Annotated in this window: 15 protein-coding genes and 1 other annotated feature; of the genes, 4 read left to right on the plus strand and 11 right to left on the minus strand. The window is 41.4% G+C overall.

Going from position 1 to position 13,598, the window contains the following annotated elements:
* Nucleotides 1-73: 73 nt before the first annotated feature.
* The gene (locus tag ACHOLT_RS19305) at nucleotides 74-202 is read left to right on the plus strand and encodes a hypothetical protein (RefSeq protein ID WP_425804026.1); all 129 of its coding nucleotides are present in this window, start codon (nucleotides 74-76) and stop codon (nucleotides 200-202) included.
* Nucleotides 203-270: 68 nt separating this feature from the next.
* On the opposite strand, the gene ACHOLT_RS19310 is transcribed toward ACHOLT_RS19305, so the two are convergent.
* Nucleotides 271-564, minus strand: a complete 294-nt coding sequence (locus tag ACHOLT_RS19310) for a hypothetical protein (protein WP_425804028.1) — start codon at nucleotides 562-564, stop codon at nucleotides 271-273.
* Between the two features lie 109 nt (nucleotides 565-673).
* Here ACHOLT_RS19310 and ACHOLT_RS19315 point away from each other — a divergent pair, with 109 nt between their 5' ends.
* Both ACHOLT_RS19315 and ACHOLT_RS19320 read left to right on the plus strand, forming a co-directional pair.
* Nucleotides 674-1,327, plus strand: coding sequence for a TVP38/TMEM64 family protein (locus ACHOLT_RS19315; protein WP_425808179.1), 654 nt, complete (start codon nucleotides 674-676; stop codon nucleotides 1,325-1,327).
* Between the two features lie 3 nt (nucleotides 1,328-1,330).
* Entirely contained in the window at nucleotides 1,331-1,522 is a 192-nt protein-coding gene (locus ACHOLT_RS19320) for a hypothetical protein (RefSeq protein WP_425804030.1), read from the plus strand.
* Nucleotides 1,523-1,766: 244 nt separating this feature from the next.
* Here the strand turns inward: ACHOLT_RS19320 and cooS are convergent, their stop codons facing one another.
* Nucleotides 1,767-3,680, minus strand: coding sequence for an anaerobic carbon-monoxide dehydrogenase catalytic subunit (gene cooS, locus ACHOLT_RS19325; RefSeq protein ID WP_425804032.1), 1,914 nt, complete (start codon nucleotides 3,678-3,680; stop codon nucleotides 1,767-1,769).
* A gap of 237 nt (nucleotides 3,681-3,917) precedes the next feature.
* On the opposite strand from cooS, the gene putP reads away from it, so the two are divergent.
* Nucleotides 3,918-5,366 (plus strand): sodium/proline symporter PutP, encoded by a 1,449-nt coding sequence (putP, locus tag ACHOLT_RS19330; protein ID WP_425804034.1) that lies wholly within the window; start codon nucleotides 3,918-3,920, stop codon nucleotides 5,364-5,366.
* A gap of 75 nt (nucleotides 5,367-5,441) precedes the next feature.
* Here the strand turns inward: putP and ACHOLT_RS19335 are convergent, their stop codons facing one another.
* The 9 genes from ACHOLT_RS19335 to ACHOLT_RS19375 all read right to left on the minus strand — a co-directional run bounded on the left by ACHOLT_RS19335 (nucleotide 5,442) and on the right by ACHOLT_RS19375 (nucleotide 13,530).
* On the minus strand, nucleotides 5,442-5,867 hold the full coding sequence (locus ACHOLT_RS19335) for a DUF350 domain-containing protein (RefSeq protein WP_425804037.1): 426 nt from the start codon (nucleotides 5,865-5,867) through the stop codon (nucleotides 5,442-5,444).
* Nucleotides 5,868-5,937: 70 nt separating this feature from the next.
* Entirely contained in the window at nucleotides 5,938-7,179 is a 1,242-nt protein-coding gene (locus ACHOLT_RS19340) for a glutathionylspermidine synthase family protein (protein WP_425804039.1), read from the minus strand.
* A 21-nt stretch (nucleotides 7,180-7,200) separates the two neighbouring features.
* Nucleotides 7,201-7,719: a hypothetical protein gene (locus tag ACHOLT_RS19345; protein WP_425804042.1), complete on the minus strand. Its 519-nt coding sequence runs from the start codon at nucleotides 7,717-7,719 to the stop codon at nucleotides 7,201-7,203.
* A gap of 43 nt (nucleotides 7,720-7,762) precedes the next feature.
* Nucleotides 7,763-8,209, minus strand: coding sequence for a hypothetical protein (locus ACHOLT_RS19350; protein WP_425804044.1), 447 nt, complete (start codon nucleotides 8,207-8,209; stop codon nucleotides 7,763-7,765).
* A gap of 148 nt (nucleotides 8,210-8,357) precedes the next feature.
* Nucleotides 8,358-9,269 (minus strand): RluA family pseudouridine synthase, encoded by a 912-nt coding sequence (locus ACHOLT_RS19355; RefSeq protein WP_425804046.1) that lies wholly within the window; start codon nucleotides 9,267-9,269, stop codon nucleotides 8,358-8,360.
* A 216-nt stretch (nucleotides 9,270-9,485) separates the two neighbouring features.
* Nucleotides 9,486-9,866 carry a carboxymuconolactone decarboxylase family protein gene (locus ACHOLT_RS19360; RefSeq protein WP_425804048.1) on the minus strand — a complete coding sequence of 127 codons (381 nt, stop codon included), beginning with the start codon at nucleotides 9,864-9,866 and terminating at the stop codon, nucleotides 9,486-9,488.
* A 187-nt stretch (nucleotides 9,867-10,053) separates the two neighbouring features.
* Complete coding sequence (locus tag ACHOLT_RS19365) at nucleotides 10,054-11,178, minus strand: bifunctional 3-deoxy-7-phosphoheptulonate synthase/chorismate mutase (protein ID WP_425804050.1); 1,125 nt, start codon at nucleotides 11,176-11,178, stop codon at nucleotides 10,054-10,056.
* 243 nt (nucleotides 11,179-11,421) lie between these two features.
* Nucleotides 11,422-11,666 (minus strand) — a binding site (T-box leader).
* A 120-nt stretch (nucleotides 11,667-11,786) separates the two neighbouring features.
* The gene (locus ACHOLT_RS19370) at nucleotides 11,787-12,380 is read right to left on the minus strand and encodes a uracil-DNA glycosylase (RefSeq protein ID WP_425804053.1); all 594 of its coding nucleotides are present in this window, start codon (nucleotides 12,378-12,380) and stop codon (nucleotides 11,787-11,789) included.
* Nucleotides 12,381-12,519: 139 nt separating this feature from the next.
* The gene (locus ACHOLT_RS19375) at nucleotides 12,520-13,530 is read right to left on the minus strand and encodes an ABC transporter substrate-binding protein (RefSeq protein WP_425804055.1); all 1,011 of its coding nucleotides are present in this window, start codon (nucleotides 13,528-13,530) and stop codon (nucleotides 12,520-12,522) included.
* Nucleotides 13,531-13,598 lie beyond the last annotated feature (68 nt).

Consider the following 13,598-nt stretch of genomic DNA (forward strand, 5'->3'; position numbering starts at 1 on the left):
AAGATTCATTTTCCTTCCATACTATAAAAGAAACCCATTTATCGAGGAATATATCAACTGAGGATGTGAGAAAATGAAAAAAACCGGAGAAATTCAAAAAAAGCCAATTAGCAGTGACAGTGCCAAATATGAATCCAGAAGTGTAAGCTTTAAGCAAGATCAAAAAAAGAAGACCGATTCAAAGATCTTAGAACAATCTTAAGGTTCATATGTATTCAAAAAGGAAGTGCACTATCACGATTTAATTCGCTATAACTGCACTTCCTTTTTTTATAGGCTCGTAAATAACCAATAATATTCCAATAAGAGAAGAATGATATTAACCCCGGCTGCAATACTCAAATTTTTCATCCAGCGGTTAGGAAGTCGTAATTGATAAAAAACGATATTAAAGAATAAAATTAAAACGGATGAAATTCCCCAGCGAATATATAATTCACTCTGTGTTACCCAAAGACTAATAAACCAGATCACAGGCAAATAGATAAATATGGATATAAAGCTAAGAATAAGATATCCGATAAAACGACGATACTCGTTTAAATCCGTTTTCTTTTCTGTCATCCTCTCTCCTCCTTTATTTCATTATAAACTAAATTCTCGGAATTCCTTATTTCTTTTATTTATCAAATGGCTATACTAAAGTTACTAAACTAAAATAGAGTGAGGTCATATTTTGAAAGATCAAAAGCTGAATAAGAAAAACTATATAGTATTATTCTTAATCATGGTTATTTTTACCGTGTTAATTGTTCTTTTCTTTTATCTTGACCGTGAAAATAGGCTCTCTTCCTTAATTCAAAATTGGGGACTTAGGGGTATTTTTCTCTCCCTTCTTCTCATGACCGCTTTGTGCATGACTCCCATACCTTCTGAAGGGCTCGTTATTCTCCTTCTGAAGGTATTTGGAATTTTTGCAGGTACACTCTATGCTTGGATAGGTTCTATTCTAAGTTCACTCATTATCTTCTATCTAGCTCGTTATTTTGGTAAAAGTTTCTTTCAAAAACTGATTACTCCCCAACGTTTTGAAACCGTAGATCATTGGATTCGTGAGAAAGGCTCCTTGGGTTTACTAATCGCCCGGCTTCTTCCCATCCCCGCTTTTGCCGTGAACTACATTGCAGGAGTGATGCCCTCTGTTAAACTATGGCCCTATATTTGGACCGCAGCTTTATCAATTATCCCTTACTATATCGGAACAGCTCTCGTTTATGTCGGGATAGTTCAATCCACCTGGATTTGGTTGGCTATCGGCGGTATAGCCATTCTTGCCTTTTGGGGAATTAGCTATTCATTGAATAAAAAAAGTAAAGAAGGGGGATAAACGATGTCGGCACTTCATGATTATTTAAGAACTTGTTTGGCTGACAGAACCAAAGCGAACTTATTATTGAAAGGTCAGCCGCCTCAATTTATCGAAGGGAATATCAAGTCTTTTAATAATGACTTTCTTTGGATAGAGCCGGATAAACAGATTAGCTTGAACGAAATTATCGGATTTCCCGAAAATGCAATATGACGTCAACAACTATGGCGGCAAGTTTTGCGGTCAGGGAGTAAGATTATTCTTCAGGGGGAATGCGGAACCTATTATTCATTTTCCGAGGAAAAACGTTTTAAAATACTTCAAGCATACTTTGATCAAACATTAGTTGCAATAGGCGATTATATTTTGATTACTGGGGAATCCGCTTGACTCATCATGAAAGCCTGCGTCACTTATTCGTGATGCAGGCTTTTCTTGTACTGCAAATTTTTATAATTTATCGTAGGCCTAAGCCTTTACGCTTTGCCATAATATGAGCTTCAATACTATTAGCTACTTCGACAGGATCATCTCCCAAAGCAATTTTTCCACCTGTTAAACCCTCGACATCTTCAGTTAGAAGTTTAACAAGCTGTGGTCCGCCTGTCACAAAGGGAGTCGGAGATAGGTGCGTATAAGCTCCGAAGGCGACTGCGAATACCCCATCAATCGTCGCTTTTTGTTCCATCCATTCAGGTGCAGTTACAGCAATCGGTAATTGGGGTACATCTACATCCAGATGATCCGCAAGTGCGCTGACCAACATTGAAATTCGTCCTGTATCTGTACACGTACCAAAGCTCAATACAGGCGGAATCTTCAGAGCACTGCATACTTCCTTTAAACCAGGTCCAGCCATATTAATACTTTCAAGGTTACAGAGTCCGGCTACCTCTAAGCTATGATTTCCGCAGCCGCCGGCAACAACCAAAATATCCTTCTTGATGAGTTCTTTTGTTAAATTCACTGTATTCCAGTCGTGGGGGCCATTCCGTAGAGTTGAGCAGTTTGCCAAAGCAACAACGCCTTTAATTTTACCTGCAGCTATCACTTCAACCAATGGATCGAGCTTATTGCCTAAGGCACCCAACACCGCCTCTGTTGAGAAACCCGCGATCGCCTTTGTTATTGTTTGCGGAACCATAGGTTTAATTTTACCTTTTCTTTTTGTAAAGTTATCAATTCCCAGATCAATCAAGGTATCAACCATCTGATCAACCTTTGAAGGATCATAGGGAATCTTATGTTGCAGTCCGGGGATATCGATGATCGTACTAATCGAAACTAGGGTAGCTTGGTACTTTTCCGCATACATATCGATCGATGGGGGCGAGCAGTTTTCTTCCATTGCCAGGACATCAACTGTACCTGTTGCAAGAAGCGGTTCAATCGCCAACCAGTTGCCCATAAGCCCTACAAATACTTCGTCCATTGCATAACGTTGCAGGAGTTCCTGCCCCGTCTCAATTGAACCTACAACTCTTAATCCTTTAGCTCCGGCGTCTTTAGCCTTCTGTTGTACTTCCGAAGAATGCGCTTTTTCAATCATTGCCGCACCAGCCCAGGGTTGATGCCCGTTAAAGACAATGTTGACATATTCCGGATCCATAATTCCCAGATCAACATTAACCTCATGCGGCTGCGGCGTTCCAAATAGTATATCCTGAACCATCTCAAGGCCGATTTGCGAGTTATATATAGTAGCCAAACCCAGGCGAAGCGCTTTTGTTGCAAGTGAAACGTAATTTCCATCGACATTGGTTAAACAGCTGGCGACACAATTTTGTTCTTCATGCATTGTTCCTGCAGGATAGAGATTCAAATTCCGCCATACTTCTTTTCGTTTTTTAGGAGCAAAAGCTTCAACCATAAGATTAGGTTCTTCGGTACCTATTCTTTGCTGGTTTTCAAGCAGGTCTGCTAATTGAACTGCCATTTTATTGGCTTCCTGATTCGTATTTATCCCGAGTTTCTCGCACATCCACTTGAGCTTATTGACATCCTTAATCTTAAACGGCGTTTTTCCTTCTGCAGTTGCCTTCAGTGTACGATAGGCTTCATAAGCGTGATGGCTGTATGTTCCCGCACCCATAATATTTTGATGGAGCAATTTTCTCATCGCCATGGCATCTGGACCAATGCCGCAAACGCCTCGGTCCTGCTCCCCTTTTTCGTTGATTCGGCAAGGCCCTTGGGAACATTGTTGACAGCTCAATCCTTGCAAGCAAAACTTGCAGCGTATTTTCTCTTGAGCTGCATAACGATCAAAAACATTAGACATCCCATCTTCTCGAATGCGGACCAACATCTTTTCAACGGAATCATGATAACTGACACGACCTTCCGTTTTTTCCAAGACAGTTTCAGGCATTTGCACACTCATCCTCTCATGTTTAGATCTACCTAAAAAGTGTGCCGCATCTTAAAAAAAGTATGTACCTATTGAATATTTAACTTGAACATTTTACGTACTATTTCATGAATTTTGTATACTTATACAAAACTATGTTTAGAAAACGAAAAGCTTATGTTACTATATTGATAAGTGACTATTGTCACGAGTAAAGCCTTAGGACCAACTTGAATAATTATTTGAGGAGGAGAATACGTGGTTGCATTATCTATTGTCTTTTATATGGTTGGCATGCTGTTCATCGGCTACTATTCCTATAAAAGAACCTCTAACCTTTCAGATTACATGCTTGGAGGACGAAGCCTAGGTCCAGCGGTCACAGCCTTAAGTGCCGGAGCTTCTGACATGAGCGGCTGGCTGATGATGGGTTTACCCGGGGCAATGTTTGCACAAGGACTCAGCTCAGGCTGGATTGCCATCGGACTAACCCTTGGCGCTTATGCCAACTGGCTTTATGTTGCTCCACGGTTGCGTTCTTACACTGAAGTTGCCCAAGATTCCATTACAGTCCCAGAATATCTCGGGAATCGTTTTCATGACCAATCCCATATTCTCCAATTAATTTCCGGAATCGTTATTATTATTTTCTTTACCTTCTATGTATCCTCAGGTATAGTCTCGGGGGCTGTACTTTTTCAAACAACCTTCCAAATGAACTATCATGCAGGATTATGGCTTATCACCAGTGTTATCGTTGCTTACACCCTCTTTGGCGGTTTTCTTGCCGTTAGTCTCACAGACTTCGTACAGGGATTGATCATGGTTATCGCTCTGATTATGGTACCAGTTGTCACGGTTATTCACAGCGGTGGACTCTCCTCCTCGTTCGATACCATACATTCCATCAATCCTGCACTTCTCGATATTTTTAAAGGAACGAGTGTAGCCGGCATAATTTCCTTATTTGCCTGGGGCCTAGGATACTTTGGTCAACCTCATATTATCGTTCGCTTTATGGCTATTAAATCAGTTCAAGAAGTAAAAAGAGCCCGGAAAATCGCCATGACCTGGATGATCTTTTCTGTTGTCGGCGCAATGTTTACAGGGTTGATTGGAATAGCTTATTTCCATCAGCAGGGAATCAATTTAGCCAACCCGGAAACTGTATTTATTCAGCTCGGAAGGATTCTCTTCCATCCACTCCTTACCGGATTCTTGCTTGCTGCCATCCTTGCTGCGATTATGAGCACTATTTCTTCTCAACTTCTGGTTACTTCAAGTTCACTGACACAAGATATTTATAAACTCCTCTTCCGTCGAGCTGCGGGTGAAAAAGAGCTTTTAATTGTCAGCCGCTTATCTGTTTTAGCAGTTGCCTTGATTGCAAGCGCTCTGGCTTGGACTCAAAATGATACTATTCTAAATCTTGTTGGTTATGCCTGGGCTGGTTTCGGTTCTTCCTTCGGCCCCGCCATTTTCTTAAGCCTATACTGGAAACGGATGACGAAATGGGGCGCATTTGCAGGAATGGTCGTCGGCGCAGCCACGGTTATTATCTGGGGTTCAATTCCTTATCTAAAAGCTGCGCTTTACGAAATGATCCCAGGATTTATCCTTAGTGTAATCGCAATTATTCTGGTTAGTCTTATGACTTCCAAACCTTCAGCTGATATTGAAGCTGAATTCTCAAAAGCTACAGAATAACTAAACGTCAAAGGTATAAATTAAGGGATGAAGCTGAACATTGGTTCAACTTCATCCCTTTTTTATTATTATCGCCTAATAACTGATCAGCGCAGCCATTAAGATTCCTGTCGTTAAACTTAAGCAGAAAGAAAAAATGGCTGCTCCGACATTACCATTGGGAATTTCTTTTCGAATTGAGATTCCTGGGGTCAAAAGTTCAAAGAGATAATAAACTGCAATTAGGAAGAGGGTTCCTGTTAAGCCCCAAACGATGAGATCCCATAGGCTTACCGAATGATAAATAGCTGATGCAAGCAGGAAGGCAATCCCAATTACTTTTCCGCCCAAATCTAAAGCGACTGCTTTGGACGCTGCAACCTTCTGTGGATCCTCTAAAACATCTCCGTCAAACATGATCTTGAATTCCTGATAAGGTGTAGTTAGCGTAAATAGAAATACTGCAAAAGCCATCAGCGGCAAAGTAATCCCTAAGTATTTCAAAAAATTAAATAAGAGCATATGCTTACCTCATCCTCCTCATTATATTTCTCAGCTAACTTAACTACTAGGTTTAAAATTTCATTGAGGTCTATCCTGCCTTATACCCCGAAGGCAAAAAGCAGGATAAATTACCCGTAATACGTTCCCCTATTCTCGCGCTTATTGCCCCTGCCTTCCCGTCAATGAGAAAAGAGCCCCAGAGCAATCGTCCTTTATAGGGGCCCGTGACCGTCATGCTTTCGACTTCCTCCATCTCCGCAAACTTTTGGTAGATCATCGGTTGTTCCCAGTAAAATTCATCTTTGTCTTTCTCGATAACCGACCCGTCCGCATGAAAAATACTCACTGCTCCGCCTTCCCTTCCATAAATAGGCTTTGCAACAAACGCCTCTTGACCAAGAAACGGATTTTCTAAATAAGTAGGAAGCATATACCGCTCAATGATGCCTCGTTCGTGTTCGGTAAAAAAACCTTTTGTTTCATACAGACCCCAGATTAAAGCTTGCAGCGCTTTGGTCTGTGCAATAAAGGCGGCTGGCGGATTGATAATTGCCAATTTTCTGCGGGCAATCAAATCCAGAACATGTTCCCCTGTTGGATAGCCATCTTCATCCTTCTCTTCCGCCAGTTTTTCAAGGGCATGAAGCCTATACCAAACATCGACTTTTCGGGTTCCTCCCTCGCTTAACGCATAAAGCTCATCATTATGTACTCGAAGATTCTCGAGGGGAACAAATTCACCGGGCAGTCCGGACATCTTCAATAAATACTGAACTGTTCCTTTATCTTCTTCATGCCAATCTAAAGCACTGAAAATAATATTATTCGTTTCATATCCTAGCTCATGATAGCGGTTAACAATCTTTTGGAAAGCAGACGAAAACTCGTGTTCTAATCCTTGATTAGGATCTCCAGCTCCAAAAAAATCACACGCTTTGCCGTTCGCATAGAAGGCTTCCACGACACTTGTTGGGGTATCTGCATTAAACTCCAGCATTTTAATACCCCAAGGTGTGACTGCAAAATCAAATCTACCGATCAAAGTTGGGATTTCTGGTATTATAGGAAGCCTTACTGCAGAAAACGCAGCTTGGGGGAGCCCTAGCATTTCCAGCAAATTATCCGGGCTTTGTTGAACCATAACTACGGTTTTGGCATAGATTTTCCCCAGCTCTTCGGTAGCATAAGCAATTTCTTGTCGAAACTCAGGAGTAATATAATGAATCTCTGCTAAGCCATACTCGTTTCCGTCGATCCAGTCCCAGGAGAACACCTCACGAATTGACCCGTATAACTGCTCTCGGACCTCCGAGTAATTCCCCTTATGCACGGTTAACCTTTCTCCTTCCTATTAGCTGGCACTCGCTCCGCTGCTGCTTCCTATCCCGCCATGACTGCCGCTGGATATTCCGCTTTTGGCACTGGAAGACGATGAAGATGAGCCGGAGCTTGCTGATCCAGATTTCCCCCACGGAGAGCTGCCGACAATTCCTCCAGTGGCTTGAGTATTTGCCGTACCCTTTTCGTCTCCAGCAGACGAAGCCCCTGAGGATCCTGCCGTTGGATTCTTCACACTCCCCGCTGTTCCTGAGGAAACTCCTGCGTTAAATCCTGAAAAATAACCTGAAGAACGGCCACTAAAAAAACCAAATGGGCCAAAAGGACCAAATGGACCGAAAAAACTAGAAAAGAATCCTCCGCTATGATAGTTATTTTCAATAATGGTGGCCCCTGCTCCGTTTGCCGACTCCCCATTATTCGTCTGCTGATCCGCCTCTTCTTTGGACATCTCTTTAACCCCATAACTGACAATTCCAACAACAAGAGCTGTGGATAAGAAAATTCCAACCATTCGTTGTGTCTTGGTCACTTTATCCCCTCCTTTCGCAAAATGTGTCGAATACCTTATTGCTTTATTTCGTTTTTTTCATATATAGACTAAAAACTTGGCGATCCTCATCAATTTCAAATGAGGTCTTCTCCCATTCAAGGTCTTGGAAATTGATATATTCGCTTACCGCGTAGAGCAGCAAGTCCTGAAGGTTTCCGAATTCAAGGGTTTTTAAGACCGGATAAGATTCGGCTTCATCAATGTACTCCCGAAGCTCTAAAAGGATGTACCCCATTCCCGAAGTCTGTCCGGGTGTTGAGCGATTTGGTTTATCCTCAATGGGCTTGACATAAATCACCTGAAGGAATTCCTCATTGGCAGCGGAAGTTCGCTCATAAACAATACCTTCTTTAACAAAGTAGTCACATAAGCACCTTGCAATAACCTCTTCTTTCGGTATGCTTTCATACGCAAAAAGAGCAGGAAATCCTTTTTCCTCGTCGAGCAAACGGTACTCCAATTGTGCCATCCGCATTCTCCTTTATCGCTTTATCATTTTCATCATTCATTTTCTATTCGTTTATAGCCGCAAATAATCCTCCATTATTGATAAAATAAAAAAACACCCCGCTCATGGATATAAAAATATCGTTGCATTTGGGGTGTTTCCTCTCGTCTTAAAATAAACTTAAAAATTCCTTAGGAATCTCAGTCTCAAACCGAAGGTTCTCGCCTGTTATCGGATGACAAAAGGCAAGTACACGCGCATGAAGTCCTAACCGTCGAAGCGGGTTCTTGGTTGAACCGTATTTTTTGTCACCGATTATCGGATGACCGATGTCCTGCATATGAACGCGAATCTGGTTCTTGCGTCCTGTTTCAAGTTTAACCTCAAGCATTGAGTAATTTCTATTCTTCTTAAGAACTTTATAATGGGTAATTGCCTTCTGCCCTCCATTCGGAGTCAAGCTTGAATACATAATTAACGATTTACTTTCCTTTAACCAAGAAGTAATTGTCCCTTCCGGTTCCGCGACAGTGCCTTCCGTAAGAGCAATATAGCTCCGTTCGTCGACTGCTTCCTTCCAATCCTCTTGCAGTAATTTTTTGACCTTCTCGCTTTTGGCAAAGAGCATGACTCCTGATGTATCTCGATCCAGGCGATGAACAATGAATATCCGGTTTTTAGGGTCTATCTTCTTCACATGATCACTTAAAATACTGTATGCCGTTTGTACTCGTTCTCTGGCGGTAGCCATGGAAAGGAGCCCTGCTTCTTTAATAACAACAATGAGATGATCATCTTCAAAAAGGATTTCAAGCTGTTGAGGCTGATTCTCCCCCCGGATCTTGTTCCAAAGCACCGATACCTTTTGCCCGATTTGAAGGGGATAATTATATTGAGATACGATTTTATCATCTACCTGTATTTGATGATGAGCAAGAAGAGATTTTATATTATTTCGGCTCTGTTTAGGCAATTGCTGAATCAGAAATTGCATCAATTCCATCGTTTCAGCAACTTCGAAAGAGGTCGGTTGGACCTTCCTCCTCTTGTGATTATACGTATCGTTTGAAGTTTGCATCATACTACCCCTTAATCTTGACTTTGCAGCAACTTAAATTTATCTTTGCTTCTATTTTTATTATAGCTAAACCCTTTCGAAAGAGTCAAACTACTCCCAGTCGCTATAACCCCCTTTACTCAGATCAATACATAAATAGATAATCGGTTGGAAGAAACTCCTCCAACCGATTTTAATACTCTATCGAAATTGAACAGTAATAAAATTTGATTATCCTTCTTATTTTTCCGGTTTTATAAGCATCCCATTGTTAAAATGATTCATTGAGCCGACTAAATCAATAACCGAGATGATTTCCACCAATTGTTTATCCGTAAATCCGGCTGCCTTAAGCTGTTGGGAATACATCGTAATGCACATTTCACAGTTGTTGAGAACGGAGACTGCATAAGCAATCGCGAGCTTTGTACTCTTAGGCAATTCTGGTGAACCCATAACGGTTTGCATTTTTTGTAAAACCATCTTCATATACTCCGGATGATTGGCCATTGCCTGGAAGGTCGTAGGTACTGCTCCGCCTGTTACCTGTTTTACTTGTTCGTAGGTCGCTTTTATTTCCCCTTCAGCCTCTTGCTCTGAAACTAATTTTACATAAGTCATTATAAAATCCTCCTTCAATTTTCCATCTAAATTCTGCCCCATAATTCATGAATACATTTTCTTTTTATACCTATACCAGGTATGCCTATATTATATTATAAGAGCAATCCTGACGCAAGAAAGATTTTTGACATTTAATAATAATCAGCAAAAAAAGGATTGGAAGAATTTCTTCCAATCCCTAGCCTTAAATTACTCGTTCTGATTTCTCCGCCTCTTTGCCTTCTAACTGGAGCTGAATGGAACGATCGAAAATCAATGGATAAATAGCTTGAATAAGATCAACCGGACATTCTACTTTCTGCGCCCATGCCTGAAGCGCTTGAATAATTTCGTGTTCTCTTTTACCATCTCGAATCTGACCCATCCTTTTTTGTTTACCGATTTCTTGCGCTGTTTTCATTCGTTCTCCAAGCAGCTCAATAATTTCTCGATCAATTCGGTCAATCTTGTTTCTTAATAGCACTAAATCATTGGCCTGTTTATCAAAGGAATTAGAGCGAATCAGTTTACGGCCCACGGCCTTAGCTACGGATACCAGTTCCTCAGCAAGTTGGTTGAATTGTTCAGGTGTTAAAGATTGTATTCCATCACTCATTGCCGCATCCGGATTAGGATGAACCTCGATGAGCAAGCCGTCAGCTCCTGCAGCGATAGCTCCTTTGGCCAAAGAGGGAATGAGATCTCTTCTTCCTGCTGCATGGCTCGGATCAATGATGATAGGCAGATGAGATAATTCTTTGACTAAGCTTACTGCACTTAAATCAAGAGTATTTCTCGTACTGGGCTCATACGTCCGGATCCCTCGTTCACAGAGAATCACTTGAGAATTTCCACCTGCTAAGATATACTCTGCTGCATTCAGCCATTCCTCAATCGTTGCTGCTAAGCCTCGTTTTAAAACAACAGGCTTTCGTAACTCGCCAATGCGCTTCAAAAGTTGGAAGTTCTGCATATTGCGTGACCCAATCTGTAAAATATCGATGCGATCCATAATCAGCTCTAAACTCGCTTCATCGACAACCTCTGTAATTGTCAGCAAGCCGTGTTCCGCGGCGGCTTCTGCTAAATAATTAACTCCTTCTTCTCCCAACCCCTGAAAACTATAAGGAGAAGTACGTGGTTTGAACACGCCTCCGCGTAACACTTGCCCACCAGCCTCTTTAACCGCTTTAGCAGCTTCACGCATTTGAGTCTCTGATTCTACCGCACAGGGGCCGCCCATAAGCACGACTTCTTTACCGCCAATCACCGTATCCTTAATTTGAATCTTTGTTCTTTCCTCTTTTAAACCCACTAATGGTAAATTCATTGTTCATTTCCTCCTTTTAACAGCAGCATTCTATAATATTGTCCACGGTTTATCCCTGCTGGGACGAAAGCCGTGGACTTCCGCGTTACCACCCAATTTGACCTTTTGGTCCTCTCACGAGAATACGAGAAATAAACTGACTTATCAAGTCGTCAAGGGATGTTCAAAAGCAAAAGCTGTTCTTACCTTGCCCTGCTGCACTTAAAGCATGCATCACAGGAAAATAAAAAACTTCTCATCCCTAATAGGGACGAGAAGCTGCTCTCGCGTTACCACCCAACTTAGCCACAAGGGCTCACTCGATAAGGTACAGGTTATATCCGATACCCTCTTTTTTTAACGGAAAAGACCCGTCCAAGCTTACTATCTGTTCAGCCGGCTGCTCAGGAGGGAACTTCAGTTATTTACACCATAGAAAAGCTTTCAGTCAGCGGCTCTTCCTCCCTGAAAAGTGACTATAACGTACTTTACTCCATCATTGCATTTAAAAAGAATATTTAACCTTTGATCTATTATATACTAGCATCCTTCAAATGGCAACTCAAAAGTCCTTCACTCACCCTATTTTTATTTATTACCTTTTTTATTAACATGTTCAAAATTCAAAATCAAACTTTGTTTTCTGCTTTAAATGCTTTAACAGCCCTGCTGATTTCTTTAAAGTCCTCCCAGGCAGGCCGCTTAAGATTCGAATTTCTAAGAATTGCTGCGGGATGATACGTTGGCATCATTTGAACACCACCCCGTTCAAACCATTGGCCATGCACCTGATTCATCTTAAGATCTGGTGCAAGTATTCCATGCGTTGCCGCTAAGCCCAGCAAAACCATGAAATGCGGACGCAAGATTCGAAATTGATCTCTCAGCCATGGAAGACAATACTTCATCTCCTCGAGGGTTGGGGTGCGATTGTTAGCCGGACGGCATTTAACAATATTCGTAATATAGACTGTATTCCGGGGCAACTCTACGGCCTCAAGAATGCGGTCTAGAAGTTGTCCCGCCTTGCCTACAAACGGCCGGCCCAATTCATCCTCCGTTTGTCCTGGTCCTTCACCCACAAAGACTATTGGCGAAAGAGGATCACCTTCTCCAAATACAACTCCCTGACAGCCTGCCCGCAGGTGGCAATTTTGACAAGCCAAGGTTTCAGCTTTTAAGCTGTTCAGTTGTTCGACTTTTGGATCAAGCTCATTGTCCATAAGTATTCCCTCTTTTAAATTTTCTAATAAAAGTTATTTCTCGTTTAGATCACTATTTCCTTCCTGTATTTGATAAAGAATCCGCAAGAAGCTATCACTTTTCCTGCGGATATAAATTTTAGTATTGATTATTTGATCTCTACTTTTGGGTTTCAACAATTTGGAATGCTTGTTTGACAATATCTTCTGGGAAAGTGATTCCCAAGGCATTAGCTGTATCCTTATTCAAATAAATACTCATCTTGTCCATAGTCTTAACAGGAATATCACCCGGCTTTTTGCCATTTAAGATTTCAACGCCCATATCAGCCGTTTCTTTACCCAAAGTAGTATAATTGATTCCGTTGGTAGCTAAACCCCCGTCACGAACTAACGAATCCGCTGTAACATAGACGGGAATCTTAGCTTTGATTGCAATTTGGGAAACGGTAGGCATTGCCGTTGCAACCGTATTGTCATTAGGAATTAGAATTGCATCCACTTTTCCAACGAGTGAACTTGCAGCTTGTTGAACTTCTGCGGAAGATGTTATGGGTGCTTCTACGAGAGTAATGTTATTTTTGGCAACATAATCTTTCAAGTCTTTTATAATAAAAGCGGAATTGGATTCGCCTGGATTATAAATTGTCCCAAGCTTTTTAATGTTCGGCGTAATTTTCTGAGCAAGATCCATTACTTTGTCAGCAGATACGGCATTTGATGTACCTGTGATATTGCCGCCCGGTTTTTCAAAATTACTAACAACTCCGGCTCCAATTGGATCAAGAACAGATGCAAAGAGAATAGGAATATCCTTTGTTTCGCTGGCTACAGCTTGGGCTGAAGGCGTTGCGACAGCAATGATCAGATCGTATTTGCCGTTGACGAACTTTTTAGCCATAGTTTTGAGGTTCGATTGATCTCCTTGAGCATTCTGATAATCAATCGTGATATTCTCGCCATCTTTAAAGCCTTTATCACTTAACTCTTTGACAATAGCTTCTCTAATTTCATTCAGTGAGGGATGCTCAACAACCTGTAAAATTCCAATCTTTTTCTTCGTCTGATTCTTTGAAGCAGATTGAGTCGTGTTCGAGGAACATGCCGTTAAAGAAAGCATCAACAGCAGGGATACCACAACCGCTAGCATTTGAGATAATTTCTTTTTCATTGAAGAATCCTCCTATAATTTATATTTGTTTCGGGTTCTTCTCTGCAATCCTATTCATCCGCGGTTAT

Source organism: Desulfitobacterium nosdiversum (genome assembly GCF_049860565.1).
Classification (GTDB): Bacteria; Bacillota; Desulfitobacteriia; order Desulfitobacteriales; family Desulfitobacteriaceae; genus Desulfitobacterium_A; species Desulfitobacterium_A nosdiversum.